The sequence below is a fragment of the Nocardioides sp. genome (assembly GCA_037045645.1).
In the GTDB taxonomy this organism is placed as follows: Bacteria; Actinomycetota; Actinomycetes; order Propionibacteriales; family Nocardioidaceae; genus Nocardioides.
The window spans coordinates 729,565-749,612 of record JBAOIH010000001.1; the positions used below are offsets into that span (position 1 = coordinate 729,565).

14 protein-coding genes and 1 pseudogene are annotated in these 20,048 nt (G+C 67.0%); 11 read left to right on the top strand and 4 right to left on the bottom strand.

Annotated features, from left to right (window positions below; translation table 11 throughout):
* The first annotated feature begins 10 nt into the window (after nt 1–10).
* The 3 genes and pseudogenes from V9G04_03555 to V9G04_03565 all read left to right on the top strand — a co-directional run bounded on the left by V9G04_03555 (nt 11) and on the right by V9G04_03565 (nt 7,252).
* Nucleotides 11–4,952 (top strand): annotated as a pseudogene (locus V9G04_03555) (NAD-glutamate dehydrogenase).
* Between the two features lie 12 nt (nt 4,953–4,964).
* Nucleotides 4,965–6,368, top strand: a complete 1,404-nt coding sequence (locus tag V9G04_03560) for an amidase (GenBank protein ID MEI2712381.1) — start codon at nt 4,965–4,967, stop codon at nt 6,366–6,368.
* 11 nt (nt 6,369–6,379) lie between these two features.
* Nucleotides 6,380–7,252: an SDR family NAD(P)-dependent oxidoreductase gene (locus tag V9G04_03565; GenBank protein MEI2712382.1), complete on the top strand. Its 873-nt coding sequence runs from the start codon at nt 6,380–6,382 to the stop codon at nt 7,250–7,252.
* An 80-nt stretch (nt 7,253–7,332) separates the two neighbouring features.
* Here V9G04_03565 and V9G04_03570 read toward each other — a convergent pair whose 3' ends face one another.
* Both V9G04_03570 and V9G04_03575 read right to left on the bottom strand, forming a co-directional pair.
* A complete protein-coding gene (locus V9G04_03570) occupies nt 7,333–8,199 on the bottom strand; it encodes a Ku protein (GenBank protein ID MEI2712383.1) in 867 nt (288 codons plus the stop codon).
* 1 nt (nt 8,200) lies between these two features.
* Entirely contained in the window at nt 8,201–8,959 is a 759-nt protein-coding gene (locus V9G04_03575) for a VOC family protein (protein MEI2712384.1), read from the bottom strand.
* Nucleotides 8,960–9,020: 61 nt separating this feature from the next.
* Between V9G04_03575 and V9G04_03580 the strand changes: the two genes are divergently transcribed.
* The 3 genes from V9G04_03580 to ligD (V9G04_03590) are packed head-to-tail and all read left to right on the top strand — an operon-like array spanning nt 9,021 to nt 12,449.
* Nucleotides 9,021–10,616, top strand: a complete 1,596-nt coding sequence (locus V9G04_03580; protein ID MEI2712385.1) for an AMP-binding protein — start codon at nt 9,021–9,023, stop codon at nt 10,614–10,616.
* Between the two features lie 13 nt (nt 10,617–10,629).
* Entirely contained in the window at nt 10,630–11,556 is a 927-nt protein-coding gene (gene ligD / locus V9G04_03585) for a non-homologous end-joining DNA ligase (GenBank protein ID MEI2712386.1), read from the top strand.
* A complete protein-coding gene (gene ligD, locus V9G04_03590) occupies nt 11,553–12,449 on the top strand; it encodes a non-homologous end-joining DNA ligase (GenBank protein ID MEI2712387.1) in 897 nt (298 codons plus the stop codon). The genes ligD (V9G04_03585) and ligD (V9G04_03590) overlap by 4 nt, the downstream gene beginning before the upstream one ends.
* Nucleotides 12,450–12,464: 15 nt before the next feature.
* Here ligD (V9G04_03590) and V9G04_03595 read toward each other — a convergent pair whose 3' ends face one another.
* Entirely contained in the window at nt 12,465–12,917 is a 453-nt protein-coding gene (locus V9G04_03595) for a gamma-glutamylcyclotransferase family protein (GenBank protein MEI2712388.1), read from the bottom strand.
* A 47-nt stretch (nt 12,918–12,964) separates the two neighbouring features.
* Here V9G04_03595 and lpdA point away from each other — a divergent pair, with 47 nt between their 5' ends.
* The 5 genes from lpdA to V9G04_03620 all read left to right on the top strand — a co-directional run bounded on the left by lpdA (nt 12,965) and on the right by V9G04_03620 (nt 18,852).
* A complete protein-coding gene (gene lpdA, locus V9G04_03600; protein MEI2712389.1) occupies nt 12,965–14,371 on the top strand; it encodes a dihydrolipoyl dehydrogenase in 1,407 nt (468 codons plus the stop codon).
* Between the two features lie 149 nt (nt 14,372–14,520).
* Nucleotides 14,521–15,150: a hypothetical protein gene (locus tag V9G04_03605; GenBank protein MEI2712390.1), complete on the top strand. Its 630-nt coding sequence runs from the start codon at nt 14,521–14,523 to the stop codon at nt 15,148–15,150.
* 85 nt (nt 15,151–15,235) lie between these two features.
* A complete protein-coding gene (locus V9G04_03610; protein ID MEI2712391.1) occupies nt 15,236–16,636 on the top strand; it encodes an NAD(P)H-quinone dehydrogenase in 1,401 nt (466 codons plus the stop codon).
* A gap of 155 nt (nt 16,637–16,791) precedes the next feature.
* Nucleotides 16,792–18,003: a SpoIID/LytB domain-containing protein gene (locus V9G04_03615; GenBank protein ID MEI2712392.1), complete on the top strand. Its 1,212-nt coding sequence runs from the start codon at nt 16,792–16,794 to the stop codon at nt 18,001–18,003.
* Nucleotides 18,004–18,096: 93 nt separating this feature from the next.
* Entirely contained in the window at nt 18,097–18,852 is a 756-nt protein-coding gene (locus V9G04_03620) for a hypothetical protein (GenBank protein ID MEI2712393.1), read from the top strand.
* A 62-nt stretch (nt 18,853–18,914) separates the two neighbouring features.
* Here V9G04_03620 and V9G04_03625 read toward each other — a convergent pair whose 3' ends face one another.
* A complete protein-coding gene (locus tag V9G04_03625; protein ID MEI2712394.1) occupies nt 18,915–19,913 on the bottom strand; it encodes a hypothetical protein in 999 nt (332 codons plus the stop codon).
* Between the last annotated feature and the right edge of the window lie 135 nt (nt 19,914–20,048).

Consider the following 20,048-nt stretch of genomic DNA (forward strand, 5'->3'; position numbering starts at 1 on the left):
CGGGGCCGATATGGTCGGAATCGTGACAATGACGTCCACCGATGACCGCAAGTCCGAACTGCTCGCCCGAGCCGCTGAGCTGGCCAGGAAGTCGCGTGGTGGCGGTGGTCCCGCCGCTGCCGATGTCGAGGCACTGATCGCCGCCTACTTCCGCCACATCGCCGACGAGGACGTGGTCGAACGCAGTGAGGTGGACGTCTATGGAGCGTTGACGTCGCACTACAAGTTCGCCGCGTCTCGCCCTCAGGGCACCGCCACGATTCGGGTCTTCAACCCCTCGATCGCGAGCACGGGATGGTCGGCCGCCGGACACACGGTCGTCGAGATCGTCACTGATGACATGCCGTTCCTGGTCGACTCGATGACGATGACCCTCAACGAGCTCGACCACAACGTCCACGTCGCGCTGCACCCGCTGTTCGAGGTGCGCCGTGACCTCGCCGGTGAGTTGCGCGACATCGAGATCAGCGGTGTCGATCTGGCCGAGTCCGCGGACAACGCCGCCGAAGGACATATCGACGAGAGTGGACTCGAAACGATCCGTGAGTCGTGGATGCACCTGGAGATCGACCGGGTCAGCGACCCGGCAGAACTCACCGCCATCGAAGAGGCGCTGCACAAGGTGTTGCGCGACGTGCGTGACGCGGTCGAGGACTGGCCGCGGATGCGCGCCAAGGCGCTGGAGATCGTCACCGAGTTCGAGAAGAATCCCCCAGCAAGATCGATGCCGACGAGTTCGCCCATGGACTCGACTTCCTGCGCTGGCTGGCTGACGACCACTTCGCCTTCTTGGGGTTCCGCGAGTACGAGTTGCGCGCCGAGGGCGACGAACTCGCCCTCGCCGCCGTGCCCGGCACCGGATTCGGCATCCTGCGCGGGGACCAGGTGCGGTCCAAGTCATTCCAGAGCCTGCCGCCGCCACAACGCGAGCGGGCTCGCGAGCAGCACCTGCTGGTGCTGGCGAAGGCCAATTCCAAGGCGACCGTGCACCGCAATGCATACCTCGACTACGTCGGCGTCAAGAAGTTCGACGAGGCCGGTGACGTGATCGGTGAGCGGCGCTTCCTCGGGCTGTTCTCGGCCGCGGCCTACACCGAATCGGTCTTGCGCATCCCGCTGTTGCGGGAGAAGGCCCAGCGTCTGCTCGACAACGTCGGCATCGACGACTCCAGCCACACCGGCAAGCAGTTGCTCAACGTGCTGGAGAACTACCCCCGTGACGAACTCTTCCTGACGCCGAGCGACGAGATCCTGCCGATCGCCGAGTCGGTGATGCTCACGCGCGAACGCCGACAGTTGCGGCTCTTCATCCGCCGCGACACCTATCGGCGTTATGTCTCGTGCCTGGTCTACCTGCCGCGCGACCGCTACAACACCGCGGTGCGGGAGAAGATGGCGCGCACGTTGCGCGACGAACTCGGCGGTGAGAGCGTCGACTTCAGCGTACGACTCGGCGAGTCGAGCATGGCGCAGGTGCACTTCGTGGTGCGGCCCGAGAAGGGCGAGTTGATCAAGGACTTCCGCCAGCCCGAACTCGAACGCAAACTCATCGACATCACGCGTTCGTGGCGTGACGGTCTGGCTTCCGCGATCAACGCCGACTTCGGAGAGGAGGTCGGCGCCCGGCTGAGCCGCAAGTACGTCAACGCGTTCCCGGAGGCGTACAAGGAAGACTTCGCGTCCGGCATCGGTGCCGCCGATGTCGCGCGCCTGGAGGATCTGCGCCCGGACGCGAACGGGGATGCGATCGACCTGATGCTGTTGGAGAAGATCGACTCGGGTCGTGGTGAGGCCCGCCTGAAGATCTTCCGGATCGGCTCGCCGCTTTCGCTGTCAGCCGTCTTGCCGATGATCTCCTCACTGGGTGTCGACGTGGTGGACGAGCGGCCGTACGGCTTGATGCTCGACCAGCCGACCTACATCTACGAGTTCGGCCTGCGCTATCCCGGTGACGCGCTTTCCCTGGACGATCGGGAGCGATTCCAAGACTGCCTGCGCGCGATCTGGGACGGTCGCAACGAGATCGACGGCTTCAACACGCTGATCCTCAAGGCCGGGCTCACCTGGCGACAGGTGGCTGCGCTGCGCGCCTGCGCCAAGTACATGCGCCAGGGCAGCAGCCCGTTCGCGTACGACTCGATCGTGGACGCGCTGCGTCTCGAACGTCGACATCGTGCGCCTGCTCGTCGAACTCTTCCGCGCCAGGTTCGACCCCGAGGCCTTCAACGGCGGCGCCGACGACGAGCGGCGTACGACGGCCATCGCCGACCTCCACGAGCGCATCGGTGCAGCCTTGGAGGACGTGGCCAGCCTCGACCACGACCGGATCCTGCGGTCCTATCTGGCCCACATCGAGGGCACGCTGAGGACCAACTACTACCAGCCGGATGCCGACGGGCAGCCCAAGACCGTACATCTCGTTCAAGCTCGACCCGTCCGAGATCCCGGACCTCCCGGCCCCGCGTCCGAAGTTCGAGATCTTCGTGCTACTCGCCTCGTGTCGAGGGAGTGCATCTGCGCTTCGGCTCGGTCGCGCGCGGTGGCCTGCGTTGGTCGGACCGCCGCGACGACTTCCGCACCGAGGTCCTGGGCCTGGTCAAGGCGCAGATGGTCAAGAACACCGTGATCGTGCCGGTGGGAGCCAAGGGCGGCTTCTATCTGCAAGCAGTTGCCTGACTCCAGTGACCGCGAGGCGTGGCTGGCCGAGGGCATCGCCTGCTATCGCACCTTCATCTCCGGCCTGCTGGACGTCACCGACAACCTCGTCGAGGGGGAGACGGTGCCGCCGCGCGACGTCGTACGCCACGACGGCGACGACGCCTATCTGGTCGTCGCGGCCGACAAGGGCACGGCGAGTTTCTCCGACATCGCCAACGGAGTCTCCCAGGACTACGGCTTCTGGCTCGGGGACGCGTTCGCCTCGGGCGGCTCGGTCGGCTATGACCACAAGGCGATGGGCATCACCGCGCGCGGTGCCTGGGTCTCGGTGCAGCGACACTTCCGCGAGCGTGGGATCGACTGCCAGACCGAGGACTTCACGGCCGTCGGCATCGGCGACATGTCCGGCGACGTGTTCGGCAACGGGATGCTCTGCTCGGAGCACACCCGGCTCGTCGCGGCGTTCGACCACCGCGACATCTTCCTCGACCCGCAGCCCGACGCGGCCGCGTCGTACGCCGAGCGCAAGCGGCTCTTCGAGTTGCCGCGGTCGTCGTGGCAGGACTACGACACCTCACTGATCTCCAGCGGCGGCGGCGTGTTCTCGCGTGCGGCCAAGTCGATCCCGCTCAACGACGCGATCCGTGAGGCGCTCGGCATCGACGAGGGGGTCGACAAGCTGACCCCGGCCGAGTTGATGCGCGCGATCCTGGTGGCACCGGTCGACCTGCTCTGGAACGGCGGCATCGGGACATACGTCAAGAGTTCCGACGAGTCGAACGCCGACGCCGGCGACAAGGCCAACGACCCGATCAGGGTCAACGGCGAGGACCTGCGCGCCGAGTGCGTAGGGGAGGGCGGCAACCTCGGCTTCACCCAGTTGGGCCGCATCGAGTACGCACGGCGCGGCTGCGGTGGCGAGGGTGGTCGGATCAACACCGACTTCATCGACAACTCGGCCGGTGTCGACACCTCCGACCACGAGGTCAACATCAAGATCCTGCTCGATCGCGTGGTGGCTGCTGGCGACCTCACCCAGAAGCAGCGCAACAAGCTGCTTGGCCGAGATGACCGACGAGGTCGCCGAACTCGTGCTGCGAGACAACTACGAGCAGAACCTTGCTCTGGCCAACGCGGCAGCCCACGGCGCGCCACTGCTGCACGTGCACGAGTCGTGGATGAAGAAGCTCGAGGCCGATCACGTGATCGACCGCGAGTTGGAGGGCTTGCCGTCCTCGCGGGAGGTGCGTCGCCGTCTCGACCGCGGCCAGGGTCTCTCGGTGCCCGAACTCTCGGTGCTGATGGCGTGGACGAAGATCGTCTTGGCTGACGAACTGCTCGCCTCGGATCTGCCCGACGACCCGTTCCTGCACACCGATCTGTTCGTCTACTTCCCGACGAAGATGCGGCACGGGTATCGCGAGCAGATGCTCGACCACCCGCTGAAGCGGGAGATCATCGTGACCCAGGTCGTCAACGACCTGGTCAACGGCGCCGGTCTGACCTTCTGGCCTCGGCTGGCGGGGGAGACGGGAGCAACGGCGGCCGAACTCACCAACGCCAACTTCGTGGCGCGCGAGATCTTCGGCTCGCTCGCGCTGCGAGACGAACTCAAGACCTACGACAATTCGATCGATGCGGAGCTCCAGACGCAGATGCGCATCGAGATGCGTACGCTGGTCGAGCGGGCCTCGCGTTGGTTGATCACCAACCGGCGCGCTCCGCTGGACAGTGAGGCGACCAGCGAGTTCTTCTCGGTGCCGGTGCAACGTCTGATGGCCGACCTGCCGGAGATCATCACCGGCGGCGAACTCGCCGCCTTCGAGGCGCGTCGCGATGGCCTGGTCTCGGCAGGCGTGCCGGAGGAACTCGCGACCAAGGTCGCGGTGCTGCACCCGGCCTACCACCTGCTCGGCATCGTCGAGATCGCGGACCGTCTCGGCGGGGACGCCTTGGAGATCGCCAAGCTGCACTTCGCGCTCGGGGAGCGGTTGGGTCTGCCGGCATTGGTGTCGCGGATCTTGGCGCTGCCACGCGACGACCGCTGGCAGACGATGGCGCGATCGTCCCTGCGCGACGATCTCTACGCGGTGCACGCAAGCCTGACGGGAGAGATCCTCCAGTCGACGCAGTCGGGATCGGCAGCCGATCGGGTTGCCGAATGGGAGGCCGGTGACGAGGTGCTGATCCAGCGCGCGACGTCGACGCTGACGGACATCACCAAGGAGGAGGGCGGCGACCTCGCCCGGCTCTCGGTGGCGCTGCGCGTCGTACGCGGCTTGGTCGGGGCGTGAGCCAGGATTGCCATGAGCGCTCCCGATTCCGGGCCTTCGCCGACCGCCTCCGTCGCCGAGATCGTGCTCGCGACCCAGGGGGGCACCTGGACGGCCGGACAGGTCACCGAGGCGACTCTGGAAGCGATCGGTTCGGGCAACCCGGCGCTCAACGCCTTCTCTGTGGTGCTCGCCGAGCAGGCCCGAGAGCAGGCAGTCAGACTCGATGCGCTCCCGGCCGAGGCGCGTGGCCCCTTGCACGGGGTGCCGCTGGCCATCAAGGAGGAGGTCGACGTCGTCGGCTGTGTGACGACGTTCGGCGGCCGGGCCAACTCGACCCCTGCCTCGGCCGACGGCGAGGTCGTACGCCGGCTGCGCGCGGCCGGTGCGGTGATCGTCGGGAAGACGTTGATGCCCGAGTTCGGTGCGTTTCCCTATACCGAGTCCGATGCCTACGGGCCGACTCGCAACCCGTGGAATCCGGCGCGGTCGCCGGGTGGCTCGAGTGGGGGTACGGCCGCCGCAGTCGCGGCCGGGCTCGTCCCGGCGGGCATCGGCGGTGACGGGGGCGGTTCGATCCGCATCCCGGCTGCCGCGTGCGGTCTCTTCGGGCTGAAGCCGCAGCGCGGTCGGGTCACGACCGCGCCGATGGAGCACCTGTGGTGGGCACTCGGCACGGCTGGCCCGCTCACCCGCACCGTCCTCGACTCCGCGCTGCTCTACGACGTCATCCAGGGCAATCTCCCCGCTGACCGCTATCAGGCCAAGCCCGTCGGCTCGTTCGCGGAGGCCGCTCGCCGGGATCCGGGACGGCTGCGTGTCGGATGGTCGACCAAGCCGGTGGCACTGGGCGTACGGCCCGATCCGCTGCACGTGCAAGCCGTCCACGACGCGGCCGATCTGCTGGCCGAACTCGGCCACGAAGTCCGGGAGGTCGACCCGCGCTACCCCGATCCCACGGCGGCCTTCGTACCGCAGTTCTTCGCCGGGATCCGCACCGAAGCCGATGAGGTGGAGCATTTTTCTCGACTCGAACGCCGCACCCGCCAGACCTATCGCCTCGGCACCTGGGTGACGCCGAAGGTGATCGAGTGGGCGCTGCGCCGCACCGAGGCGGTGTCGGCCAAGGCAAACCGGATCTTCGAGGAGGTCGACGTGTTGCTCACGCCTGCGATCGCGCACCGCCCACCCAAGGTCGGCATCATCGACGGCACCGGCACCATCCGGTCCTCGTTGCGAGCGATGCCCGCGATCGCGTACGCCGCGCTGTGGAACGTCGCGGGCAACCCGGCCGCATCGGTGCCGTGTGGGGTCGCCGACGACGGTCTCCCCACCGCCGTGCAACTGGTCGGGCCTACTGACGGCGAGCCCACCTTGTTGTCGCTCTCGGCTCAGATCGAGCAGGCTCGCCCCTGGCCGCTGATCGCTGCGGGCTAGGGTCACCCGCCGTGGGACTTCTCTTCGAGACACCTCGCCAACGCGCCCTGCGTCTCTTCGATCGTGCTCGTGGGACCCAGGGCCCCTCGCCGCTGACCGGCAAGGTCGTGCTGATCACCGGCGCGTCGTCAGGCATCGGTGCTGCCACCGCACGTGCTGTGGCCGCCCGTGGCGCCACGGTGCTGCTGGTGGCGCGGCGCGCGTACGAACTCGCGATCACCGCCGAGTCGATCGAGGACGCGGGCGGGGTGGCGTACACCTACCCCTGCGACCTCACCGATGCCGACTCGGTCTCGGCACTGGTCGAGGCGGTGCTCGATGAGCACGGCGCGGTCGACTACCTCGTCAACAACGCCGGTCGTTCGATCCGCCGCTCGGTGGAGTTGTCGTACGACCGCTTCCACGACGTCGAGCGGACGATGGCGATCAACTATTTCGCGCCCGTCCGGCTCACCCTGGCGCTGCTGCCCGTGATGCGCGAGCAGCGGTTCGGTCATGTCGTCAACGTGTTGTCGTGGGGGGTGCAGCTCAAGGCGCCGAAGTTCAGCGCCTACCTGGCCTCCAAGACCGCCCTCGACACCTGGTCGCGCATCGTCGGGCGCGAGACGTACGACGACAACGTCACCTTCACCAACCTGCGCCTCGGTGCGGTCAAGACCAAGATGCTGGTGCCGACCGGAGCAGGGGAGGACAACCGGGCGATCACCGCGGTCGAAGCGGCCGAGCGCGTCGTACGCGCGCTGGAGGATCGCCCCGTCGTGGTCAACGAGCGCGTCGGCACCCCGGGCGAACTTCTCGGCGTGCTAGCGCCGAGGCTCTCGGACGCGGTCTTCGCCCGGTTCGTGGGGCGTACGCCCGACACCCCCCAGGCCCGCGGCGAGTAGCCGAGTCAGCAGATATCCCCGCCGAGTCGGCAGTAATTCCCGCCGAGTCGGCAGTAATTCCCGCCGAGTCGGCAGAAGTTTCAGCCGGCCTTCTTCTTGGAGGTCTTCTTCGCCGGTTTCGCCTCGGTCGCGGCGGCAGTCGCGCTCTTCTCGCCGCTCTCGCCGCGCGACTCCTTGGCAGCGGCGACCGACTTCTGCAGGGCCGCGAGCAGGTCGACGACCTCACCGGACGACTTGGTCGACTTCTCGGTCTTCTTGACCTCGCCGCCCTCGATCTTGGCCTTGACCAGAGTCTCGACGGCCTCGGCGTAGTCGTCCTCGAACTCCGCCGGGTCGAAGTCTCCCGCGAGCGTCTCGACGAGCAGATGCGCCATCTTGACCTCGGCGTCCTTCACCTCGCCGGCCTCCACGGAGAAGTCGGGCTCACGCACCTCGTCGGGCCACATCATCGTCTGCAGCACGATCACGTCACCGTTCTCGGTCGGCTTGACCCGCAACACCGCGACGCTCTTGCGCTGACGCAGGGCGACCGTGGCCAAGGCCACGCGGTCGGTGTCGGTGAGTGCCTCGCGCAGCAGGGCGTACGCCTTGGCGCCGCTCTTCTCCGGCTCCAGGTAGTAGGACTTCTCGAACAGCATCGGGTCGATCTGCTCGCGCGGGACGAACTTCTCCACGCCGATCTCACGGCTGGCGACTGCGGGCAACTGCGCCAGGTCGTCGTCGCTGAGAATCACCATCTCGCCGTCCTCGGTCTCATAACCCTTGGCGATGTCGGCGTACTCCACCTCCTCGCCGTCGATCGAGCAGACCCGCTGATACTTGATCCGGCCGCCGTCCTTGGCATGGACCTGACGAAACGAGATGTCGTGGGATTCGGTGGCGGCATAGACCTTGACCGGCACCGACACCAGGCCGAAGGAGACCGAGCCCTTCCAGATCGCGCGCACGTCAGGCTCCTTCGTTCGTGTCCTGGGACACCAAGAAGATCACGCCATTGGGGTCGACCAGCGTCGCCAATCGCCCGTACGGCGTGTCGTCGGGACCGATGATCAAGGCACCCCCGAGTTCGGTCGCCTGCTCGATCGCAGCGTCGGTGTCCTCGACCTGCACATAGAACTGCCAGCGGGCCGGGTCCTCGCCGAGGAATCCCGATGCATCCATGATCCCGGCCAACGACGACTCGTTCTCGCCGAGCGTGGCATAGCGGAAGTCGTCGGAGTCGCTCATCGTGTGCACGTCCCAACCGAAGACGTCGCGATAGAAGGCCACCGAGATCGCGTAGTCCTTGCTCAGCACCTCGAACCACATCGGCGCGCCGACCTCGCCGCGCGTGAGGAAACCGGGGAACGTGCCAGCTTCCCAGGCGCCGACCACCACGCCCGTGGGGTCAATCAATGTGGCGGAGCGGCCCATATCCGCGATTGGGACCGCCGGCTGCACGATCTGCGCGCCTGCGGCGGCAGCCTTCGCCAGTGTGGTGTCGAGGTCGTCGGTGGCCAGCGAGATGTTCCAGTACGACGGGCCTTCCGGCAGCGGCATCAGTCCGGCGATGGGCTGGTCGTCGCGAAAGAACATCCGGTAGCCGCCGAACTCCTGCGACGCCTCGCCGACCGTCCAACCGAAGAGCGTCGAATAGAAGGTTGCGGCACCGTCGGCGTCGGTGGTGAGCAGGTCGGTCCAGCACGGTGCGCCAGGAGTCGTCGTCATAGGTTCATCCTGCCTCATCGAAATGCTAGAACGTGTTCTCGTTTTCGCTTATCCTCGCGCCATGACGGACACCACGACGCCCGCCGCCCGCCCCCTGAACCTTGCCGACGTCCTCGAAGCGATGGCCGATTCCGTGCCGGATCGCCCCGCGGTCAAGACGATCGATCGCGACTACTCGTACGCCGAACTCGACCAGCGCTCCAACCGCGTCGCCAACCACCTGCTGTCGCTGGGCGTCCAGCCGGGCGAGCACGTGGCCATCCACAGCCACAACCGCATCGAGTGGGTCGACGCGTTCTACGGTGTGCTCAAGGTGCGCGCCGTGCCGATCAACATCAACTACAAGTACCTGCGCGAGGAACTCGAGTACCTCTACGACAACTCCGACGCCGTTGCCGCCATCGTCGGCCCGGAGTACGCCGCCGCGGTCGAGGAGGTCCGCACCGATCGGCTGCGCGACATCATCGTCCTCGATGACGACCTCGCCGCCACGCTCGCCGAGACGTCGGCCGAGCGCCCCGATGTCCAGCGCAGCGAGGACGACCTCTACATCGTCTACACCGGTGGCACGACCGGCAATCCCAAGGGTGTGATGTGGCGCAACGAGGACATCCTCAAGGCGGCGCTCAACGCCGGTCGCTATGGCGCCCCGATCGAGTCGGTCGAAAAGCTCGGCGAGGAGGCCGCGGCCAACGAGAACCCGATGGTGATCATGGCCGCCGGCCCGATGATGCACGGCGGCAGCCAGTGGATCATGGGCAACGCGCACGTCTCGGGTCAGAGCATCGCCTTCTACACCGAGCACAGTTTCGACGCGGCGAAGGTGCTCGACCTGGCCGCCAAGTCTCGCACGGTGTCGCTGGCGTTCCTCGGTGACGCCATGGCACGCCCGATCGCCGAGGCCGTGATGAACGAGCCCGAGCGCTGGGACCTCTCCGGCCTGGCCGCGCTCTCCAACGGTGCGGCTCCGCTGTCCCCGGCCGTACGTGCTGAACTCTACGAAGCCTTCCCCGGCAAGATGATCCTCGACATCTTCGGCTCGTCGGAGGGTGGCGCCTCGGGCAGCCACATCGACACCGGTGAGGGCAAGCCGGTGCGGTTCTCGATGACCGACGAGATGGAGGTGCTCAACGCCGACATGCAGCCAGCGGAGGTCGGCGAGCGGGGCATGTTCGCCAAGACCGGCCACATCCCGCTGGGGTACTACAAGGACGAGGCCAAGACCGCGACCGCGTTCCCGCAGGTCAACGGGCGTCGCTGGGTGATGCCCGGTGACTTCGCGCAGCGCGAGGAGGACGGCTCGATCATCCTGCTCGGGCGCGGTTCGGTGTCGATCAACACCGGCGGCGAGAAAGTGCACCCCGAAGAGGTGGAGGCGGTGCTCAAGCGCCACCCCGGCGTCTTCGACGCGGTTGTCGTCGGCACCCCGCACCCCCGCTGGGGCCAGCAGGTCACCGCACTCGTACATCCACGCGACGGCCACGAGGTCACCGAGCAGGAGCTGCGCGACCACTGCCACGCGTTGATCGCCAACTACAAGGTGCCCAAGCAGATCTTCGTCGTCTCCGAAGTGCCGCGCACTCCGGTGAGCAAGGTCGACTACCCGGCTTCGGCGGCATTGGCGCAAGAGCTGACCCAGGAGTCGGTCCAGGGCTGACACACTGACGGGCATGCGCCCGATGCTCGCCACCCCCACCGAACACCTGCCGGTGGGTGATGCGTGGGTCCACGAGGTGAAGTGGGACGGCGTACGCATCCTGCTCGAATCCGGCCCAGACGGCGCGCGGCTCTTCAGCCGCAACGGCAATGTCGTGACGCCTGCGTGGCCCGACGTCGCGCTTGCGTACGAACGCGACGTCCTCCTCGACGGCGAGATCATCGCGCTCAACGAGCGCGGCGTGCCGGATTTCCGGGTGCTGCAGCACCGCATGCACGTCCGCAAGGCGACCGAGGTCGCGCGACTGGTCGAGTCGATCCCGGTCGTCTTCATGTGCTTCGACCTGTTGCGCCTCGACGGCCGCGATCTGACCGATCGGCCCCTGGACGAGCGTCGCGAAACCCTCGAATCGCTCGACCTCGGCCCCTGGCAGGTGCCCGGGGCGTACGACGACGGCGCGATGCTCTTCGACGCGACCTTGGCCCAAGGCCTGGAAGGCGTGGTCTCCAAGCGACGCAGTTCGCGTTATCGCTTCGACCAGCGTTCGAAGGACTGGCTCAAGCGAGCACACCGGCACAGAGGGTCGTACGTCATCGGCGGCTGGCGCCCGCAGACGGACACCACCGACCGACTGGCCTCGCTCCTGGTGGGGGAGCCGACGACTGCGGGGCTGCTCTACCGCGGCCGGGTCGGCAGCGGCATCGCCGGGGCCAAAGCGAGGACCCTGCAGGAACTGCTGACGCCGCTGACGGTCGACGCCTCGCCCTTCGCCGACGAGGTGCCGAGCGCCGACGCCGCAGGCACCTTCTGGACTGAGCCGCTGGTCGTGGTCGACCTCGACACCCACGGGTTGGGGTACGACCGGCTGCGCCAGCCGTCGTACCAAGGTATCCGCAGCGACCTCACACCAGAGGATCTGCTCGGAGAGGAGGCACCGTGACCGAAGTCCGCGTCGAGGTCGAGGGCAAGGTATTGACCCTGACCAATCTCGACAAGGTGCTCTATCCCGCGACCGGCACGACCAAGGGTGAGTTGCTGAACTACTACGCCCAGATCGCGCCGGTGCTGCTGCCGCACCTGGCCGATCGGGCCGTCACCCGGATCCGCTGGCCACACGGGGTCGCGAAGAACTCGTTCTACGAGAAGAACGTCCCCGGCGGCACTCCCTCGTGGGTGCACACCGTGTCGGTGCCGACCTCCGGCTCTCGTACGGATGGCGAGTCCGGCACCATCGACTTCCCGATCGTCGACGACCTGGCCACCTTGACCTGGCTGATCCAACTGGCCGCGATCGAGTTGCACGTGCACCAGTGGACGGTCGACGCCGACGGGCGGCCCCAGCATCCCAACCGGCTCGTGATCGACCTCGACCCCGGCGAGCCCGCAGGCCTGCACGAGTGCGCGCGCGTGGCGCTGCTCGTACGAGACGCGCTCGCCGAGCGTGACCTCACGTGCACGGCCGTCACCTCCGGCTCCAAGGGGATGCATCTGTACGCGCCCCTCGACGCTACCCGTGACACCGAGACGACGACCATGCTGGCCAAGGAGGTGGCCGAAGAACTCCAGGCCGCCCACTCGACGTTGGTGACCGCGACCATGACCAAGACCCGGCGTACGGGAAAGGTGTTCCTCGACTGGTCGCAAAACGCCGGCTCCAAGACGACGCTGTCGCCCTACTCACTGCGCGGTCGCGAGCAACCGTGGGTCGCGACCCCACTCACCTGGGCCGAGGTCGAAGCCGGTGCGGACGATCCGCTGGAGATCCGGCAGTTCCGCTTCGAGGAGACCTTGGAGCGCGTCGCCGATCACGGCGACCTGTTCGCCGCGCCCTAATGCGAGGAGGCCCGCTCAGGGCCCGATCGAGCGACACGGGCGCATCCGCAGCCCGGTCACATAATCGGCGGGAGCGTCGGCGGCCTCGGCGGCGTCGGCCAGCAACCCCAGCGACGACGCGCTGGGCAGACCACCCTCGTACGCATCCAGCACATAGACCCACGCCACCTGCTCACCGGCCAGCGTTGCGACCCGCACGTGCAGCTTTCGGTAGAGCCCGGTGTCGGCCTGCTCCCACGAGTCGAGCGCGCAGGCATCCTCGTCGGTGACGTCATAGATCGCGACGAAGACCTGCTCCAGCGGATCCTCGACGATCGTCGGCAACGCGCCGTCCCAGCCGTGCTCCTCGCCGCCGAACGTCAGGCGCCAGCCGAGCAGCCAGCCCGTGGTCTGCAACGGCGAATGTGGGCAACGTTCGCTCATGCGCGCGGGGTCCAGGTTGGTCCCATAGGCGGCATAGAGCGTCACGAGAGGCAAGGCTACTCAGACTCGCGCCGACGGCTAGTGTGAGACCCGTGACTGACAACCACTTCGACGTCCTTGTTCTCGGTGCGGGCCCCGGTGGCTACGTCGCCGCCATCCGCGCCTCCCAGCTCGGCAAGAAGGTGGCCGTGGTGGAGAAGCGTTATTGGGGCGGTGTCTGCCTCAACGTGGGCTGCATCCCCAGCAAGGCGCTGCTCAAGAACGCCGAACTCGCGCACACGCTGACCCACGAGAAGGCCAAGTTCGGCATCGAGGGCGACGCGACGATGGCGTACGGCCCCACGCACAAGCGCAGCCGTCAGGTGAGCGCGGGCATCGTCAAGGGCGTCCACTTCCTGATGAAGAAGAACAAGATCACCGAGATCGACGGCTGGGGCACCCTGACCAGCGCGACCGGCATCGACGTCGAGAACGACGAGGGCGAGAAGTCGTCGTACACCTTCGACAACCTGATCATCGCGACCGGCGCGACCGTACGCATGCTGCCCGGCATCGAGGTCAGCGACAACGTGGTCACCTATGAGGAGCAGATCCTCGACGAAAACCTCCCGAGCAGCATCGTGATCGGCGGCTCGGGGGCGATCGGTGTCGAGTTCGCGTACGTGATGGCCAACTTCGGCGTCGACGTCACGATCGTGGAGTTCCTGGACCGGATGGTGCCGGCTGAGGACGCCGACATCTCCAAGGAACTTGCCAAGCACTACAAGAAGCTCGGCGTGAAGGTGCTGACCAGCACGGCCGTCAAGGGTGTCGAGGACACCGGCAGCGGCGTCAAGGTCACTGTCGCCGGAGACCAGGGCAAGGGGGATGAGGAGGTCCTCGAGGCCGACAAGTTCCTCTCCGCCTTCGGCTTCGCCCCGCGCGTGGAGGGCTATGGCCTGGAGAACGTAGGCGTCAAGGTCAGCGACCGTGGTGCCATCGAGATCGATGAGTTCGGGCGTACGAACGTCGACAACGTGTATGCGATCGGTGACTGCACCGGCAAGATGATGCTTGCCCACGTCGCCGAGGCGATGGGCATCGTTGCGGCCGAGACCATCGCAGGTGCCGAGACGATGCCGGTCAACTTCGACATGATCCCGCGTGCGACCTACTGCATGCCCCAGATCGGGTCCTTCGGTTACTCGGAGGCCCAGGCCAAGGAGAAGGGGTACGACGTCAAGACCGCGACGTTCCCCTTCACCGCCAACGGCAAGGCGATGGGCCTGGGCGAGGCGGTCGGCTTCGTCAAGGTCGTGGCCGATGCCGAGCACAACGAGATCCTCGGTGCGCACATGATCGGCCCGGACGTGACCGAGTTGTTGCCGGTGCTCACGCTGGCCCAGCAATGGGACCTGACCGCCGATGAGGTTGCGCGCAACGTCTTCGCGCACCCGACGCTGACCGAGGCGGTCAAGGAGGCCGTGCACGGCATCGCGGGCCACATGATCAATCTCTGATCCCTGGGGTGTCCGCCCGGGGCTGATCCGGTGTGGCGGTCGACATTTTACCCTTCCGGAGGTGGTGAGGAGGTTGAGTCCGACAAAGACTTGAGCCTCCGCGCGGGCGCCATGGGGGTGCCTGCGCAACGAATCCTGTGGGGGGACTCATGTCGCACGACCGACCTATCGACCAGACTCGGATGTCGAAGGCGGTGACTCGACGTGGGGTAGCCCGTGGTGCCGCCTGGACCGCTCCTGTCGTGGCCCTGACGTCTGCAGCTCCGGCCGTGGCCGCGACACCTGCGCCCACGTACGTCATCCACGGCAACACCACGATCAACAGCACGTGGAGGAGCACGACCGACCAGGACGGCCGATACCGCTATAAGGTCTACTCCTCCTACGTGTCCGCGCCGCCGCCCGCCCCTGGCTACTGCATCGAAAACAGCTTGACCACCACGACCGTGACGAACGTGAGTGTGACCTATTGGTTCTCGTCCAACTCGCTGACGTTCACGCGCAACACCACGTACGACACCGCGGGCCTGTGGACCACCCTGACCCGGGACACGACCAAGGCCAACAAGTCCTACAACAGGGGTACCTACTACGCCTACACCAGCACCTACACCGGTGCCTTCACGCCCGCTAACGGCACCGCCTGCCTGGCGACCTTCGCGTGGGAATCCGAGCAGCAACAGAGGTCGAGCACCAACTACTACATCAGTTCGAGTGCCACGGTGAACGGCGCAGTGCAAACGCTCTCGTACGGCCCGATCAGACTCGACATCGCCTGATCGCTCACGACCGGGTGGCGTCTCGTCCGGTGAAGGCAGCGGCGCGTGCGCCACGCCGGTGCCTGGTCCTTGCAAGAATGAGGACATGAGTCAGCAAAGCGCCGTTGTGATCATGGGCGGTGGCCCGGGTGGGTACGAAGCGGCGCACGTGGCCGCGCAACTCGGAGCCGAGGTCACGTTGATCGACTCCGACGGCGTGGGCGGCAGCGCCGTCCTGACCGACTGCGTGCCGAGCAAGACGCTGATCGCCTCGGCGGAGTTGATGACCGATGTCATCGGCTCGCGCGACCTGGGCATGCGCGTGACCGACATGGCTCGACAGAAGGCAGGCTGGATCAGTGTCGACCTGGCCAAGGTGAACAGACGAGTGCTTGCCCTGGCCGCCGAGCAGTCCGACGACATCACCGCTCGCTTGGAGCGTGACGGCGTACGCGTCGTGCATGGGCGTGGTCGGCTCGCAGGTCCGCACAAGGTGGCGGTCGCTCTCAATAGCGGAGGGGAGGAGATCGTCGAAGGCGATGCGCTGCTCGTCGCGACCGGCGCGGCCCCACGCGTACTCCCCAGCGCCCAGCCCGACGGCGAACGAATCCTGACCTGGGAGCAGGTCTACAACCTCACCGACGTCCCCGAGCACCTGATCGTGGTGGGCTCAGGGGTTACGGGCCTTGAGTTCGCCAGTGCCTACTTGTCGCTGGGCGCAGAGGTCACCTTGGTCTCCTCGCGCGATCGGGTGCTCCCGGGAGAGGATGCCGACGCGGCCACCGTGCTTGAGGATGTGCTCACGCGGCGCGGGATGCAGGTGCTGGGCAAGTCGCGCATGGAGTCCGTCACCCGAGATGGCGATGACGTCACGGTGACCCTGACCGATGGGCGAAGCGTGACCGGCAGCCACTGCATCCTGGCGCTCGGTTCGGTGCCCAACACGGCCGGACTCGGGCTGGAAGAGGCCGGGGTCGAACTCGACCAGGGCGGCTTCATCCAGGTCGACAAGGTGTCGCGTACGTCGACTCGCAGCATCTATGCCGCCGGAGACTGCACCGGTGTCTTCATGCTCGCTTCGGTCGCCGCGATGCAGGGACGGATCGCGATGTGGCACTTCCTGGGTGATGCCGTCGCCCCACTCGACCTCGACAAGGTCTCGGCAAATGTCTTCACCTCACCAGAGATCGCCACGGTCGGCTGGTCGCAGCAATCCATCGACGACGGCACCAACCAGGCCGAGTGCGTGATGTTGCCCCTGGCTGGCAATGCCCGCGCCAAGATGCAAGGAGTCGAGGACGGCTTCGTGAAACTCTTTGCCCGCCGTGGCACCGGGACCCTGGTCGGGGGAGTGGTGGTGGCACCGCGAGCCTCGGAACTGATCCACGCGGTGTCACTGGCCGTCGAGGTGGGCCTCACGGTGGACCAGGTAGCGCACGCGTTTACGGTGTATCCGTCGATGAGCGGGTCGGTCGCCGAGGCGGCGCGGCAACTGCACGGGGTCTGACCTCTCTGGCATGACTCTGCGAACTACAGATCTGTAGTTATCACGCGCCCCTTGTCGGGTGCCTCGACGTCGTGATGCCATGGCCATTCGTCACATCCGCCACATACGTATGGATGTGTCACAACGACCCCAGACGCCTCGGAGTGCCTTCCCCAATGCGACACCTCAGCCGCCTGCTGCTCGCTGCCGCCACGACCACTCTCCTGGCCGTCACCTCGGCGCCCGCTGGCGCCTCCTGGGACCGTCCGATCAAGCGCGGCACCGACACCTTCACGATCCCCGCGAAGGCGACGATCACGTTGACCGGTCACGGGTATGGCCACGGTCGCGGCATGAGTCAGTACGGCGCGCAGGGCGCGGCGATGGAGGGGCTCAGCAGTCAGCAGATCGTGTCGTTCTATTACCCCGGGACGTCCCTTGGCGCGGTTTCTGGACGACTTCGCGTGCTGCTCACCGGTGACACGACCGATGACGTCGTCGTACGCGGTCGCAAACGTCTCTTCGTGCGGTCGGTCGGCTCGACGAAGATCGCGCTGCCGACTGGTCCTGCTCGATTCCGGCTCATCGCGGGGGGAGTGAACTCGACGCTCGTACAGACGCAACGACGTCGCGGCTGGCGAACCCTGCACACGTTGCCGGGCGCGGCCGAGTTTGTCGCCCGCGGTGTGCTGCGACTTGAGACGCCGAGCGGGACGTACGGCTATCGCGGGCCGTTGCGTTCGGCCCCCTCGCGTGGGGCATTCTCGAGCGCGCGCGACACGGTCAATGTCCCGACGTTTGAGCAATACCTGCGCGGAGTGGTGCCACGCGAGATCCCCGCCTCATGGAGTGCTTCGGCAGTGCAGGCCCAGGCGATCGCCGCGCGCACGTACGCCGCCTTCGAGCGCACCGAGCCCGGCTCCTACTACGACATCTGCGACACGACCTCATGCCAGGTCTATGGCGGGGTGAACTTCGAGCATCCGTTGGCTGATGAGGCGATCAAGGCCACTCGCGGACAGGTCGTCTCGGCTGGCGCCGCGCCCGCGTTCACGCAGTTCTCCGCCAGCAGCGGCGGCTGGACCGCGGCGGGCTCGATGTCCTATCTGAAGGCCCAGGCCGATCCCTACGACGGGTGGGACGGCAACCCCGTCCACGACTGGACGCGCACGCTGACGGACGCGAGCTTCGAGGCGGCATACCCCACCATCGGCGACCTGCAGCAGATCGTGGTCACCTCCCGTGACGGCAATGGCGACTGGGGCGGCCGGATCCAGCAGGCGAAGTTGATCGGCTCGCGCGGGTCGGTGATCGCGTCCGGCGACTCGCTGCGCTTGCAGTTCGGGCTGCGGTCGACGTGGTTCACGTTGTCGGTGACGAAACGCTGACCGGTCGGTGGTTGAGGAGGCGGCCCGTCTCGAAACCTCCGCACCCGGTCTCCTCGGTGGGAACCGACCAACTCCGACCGGCGTCAAAGTGCCATGCGGAGACAGACGCTGGTGGTGCTCGCCTTGCTCGCGACGGGGTGTGGCGCACATGGGAGCAACGACGTGGCGCAAGACCCGGCATCGATCACGGTCTCGATGCCGACGGCGCTTCCCGCGTCGCCGGTCCGGGTGACGAGCGCCCACCTGGCGACGGTCCTCGATGAGGGCGAAGGTCCCAAGCTGTGCCTGGGTGGGGTGTTGCAGTCACTGCCGCCCCAGTGCGACGGCCCTGCGCTAGCGGGCTGGGAATGGGCCGAGCATCCCGAGCACGAGACGTCCGGTCAGGTGACGTGGGGCGAGTTCTCGGTGACGGGCACCTGGGACGGGACACGCCTGGCGTACGAGAGCGCGATCCCCGCTGCGCTCTATGACGTGGCCGCTGCTCCTACGCCCGACTTCTCCTCGCCGTGCCCCGAGCCGTCCGGGGGTTGGCAGGTGCTCGACCCCGACAAGACGACCGAGGAGAGCAGGGATCGTACGACCGCTGCCGCCCAGAAGCTCCCCGGATTCTCGACCGTCTGGGTCGACCACTCGCCCAATCCGCTGTTCGGCAGGCAGCCCGCGGGCATCGAGGAGGAACTCGCGATGAACGACCCCACCAAGTTGATCCTCAACGTGCGGGTGACTGAGGATCTCGCGGGTGCCGAAGCCAAGCTGCGCGAGACCTGGGGCGGCATGCTGTGTGTCTCGAAGGCGGAGCACACCGAGTCCGAGTTGGCCCTGTCCCCGGCGCACGGAGCATCCAACTAGCTGGAAGATTACTGCCACCGGGTGACAGCGATCTTCCCCGCTAATCGGCCGATGCTTCGCACTCACGCCGCGAACTGTTGGGTGATGGTGCACCCGGGCCCACATGCGTGGGGCCGGCCGGCCCAACCCTGCGCGCGAAGGATCCTCGCGACCTTCGCGGCGGTGACGCACGGGCGGCGATACACCTGACCCCACCCGAGTCTGGCCGTACGCGCCCCACTCACCGCGGCATCGAGATCGCGATCGAGGTCGGCGTCCTTGCCCGCGACGGTGTCATGGTCGAGTCGTCCATCCAGTTCGAGATGAGTGTCGTATTCGACATACGAGACATCGCGATAGACGGCCCCGCGCGAGCCACGCGCGCGCAGTTGGCGCACACTGTGCGGCAGACCGTGCGCGCGTTCGACGTACGACAGGTAGCCATGCTCCAACACCGACTGGGTCCCCTTCGCGATGTCCAGGAGCAAGGCCAGCATCCAGTCGCGTGCAGGCACGCGGTCGCGTTCCTCAAGAGCCTCTTGCAGTCGAGTCGCTGTCGTGAGTCTCGATCTGACCGCCGCAGCCAACACCTCGATCGTGGCGAAATCGTCGGTTGCCGCGATGGCTGCATCTAACGTGGCCTCCTCGACCCGCACCCGCGGAGGATGCTTGTCGAGTCGGACTCGGGTGTCGAACTGGGTGACTCGCCGGATTCGTACGCCCGGCGGTGCGACCGCGCGCCGGGACTGCGAGATCGCCACCTCGATCGGGTCCGTCTCGGCGCAGCCTCGCCAACCAGGGCCGTTCTCGGCACGAAGTGCGGACTGCCCGGCCAGCGCCGCTGGCCACGCGTACAGCACCGCCGCCCACGCGCGCTGCTGCCAACTCGGGGCGCCGGTGTGGTTGATCAGCACGCCCGGGTGCAGCACCGTGAGATGGCGCTGACGAATCAGGCGCCTGATGTCGTGCTCCTTAGCGCCAACCGCCGTGAGTTGAGCCCGCGAGATCACTCCGTCTTGGAGATCCAGCACCTGACGTGCGCGGTCGAGAGTGAAGGTGGAGCGGGAGCGCGAGTTGGTCATGTCTCGACCCTGCCGCGCCGAGTCGGCGTGCGCCACCGCGTTCGTTCAGGCTGTGGATAACTAACGGGGAAGTTCACTGTCACCCCATGGCAGTGAACTTCCAGTCAGCGTACGGAGTCCCCGGCCAGCCGGGGA

Excerpts from the sequence above, each read along its gene's own strand:
- V9G04_03560 (MEI2712381.1), top strand. The coding sequence starts at position 4,965 with ATGAGCGCTCCCGATTCCGGGCCTTCGCCGACCGCCTCCGTCGCCGAG.
- V9G04_03575 (MEI2712384.1), bottom strand. The coding sequence starts at position 8,959 with ATGACGACGACTCCTGGCGCACCGTGCTGGACCGACCTGCTCACCACC.
- V9G04_03580 (MEI2712385.1), top strand. The coding sequence starts at position 9,021 with ATGACGGACACCACGACGCCCGCCGCCCGCCCCCTGAACCTTGCCGAC.
- ligD (MEI2712386.1), top strand. The coding sequence starts at position 10,630 with ATGCGCCCGATGCTCGCCACCCCCACCGAACACCTGCCGGTGGGTGAT.
- V9G04_03605 (MEI2712390.1), top strand. The coding sequence starts at position 14,521 with ATGTCGCACGACCGACCTATCGACCAGACTCGGATGTCGAAGGCGGTG.
- V9G04_03610 (MEI2712391.1), top strand. The coding sequence starts at position 15,236 with ATGAGTCAGCAAAGCGCCGTTGTGATCATGGGCGGTGGCCCGGGTGGG.
- V9G04_03615 (MEI2712392.1), top strand. The coding sequence starts at position 16,792 with ATGCGACACCTCAGCCGCCTGCTGCTCGCTGCCGCCACGACCACTCTC.
- V9G04_03620 (MEI2712393.1), top strand. The coding sequence starts at position 18,097 with ATGCGGAGACAGACGCTGGTGGTGCTCGCCTTGCTCGCGACGGGGTGT.
- V9G04_03625 (MEI2712394.1), bottom strand. The coding sequence starts at position 19,913 with ATGACCAACTCGCGCTCCCGCTCCACCTTCACTCTCGACCGCGCACGT.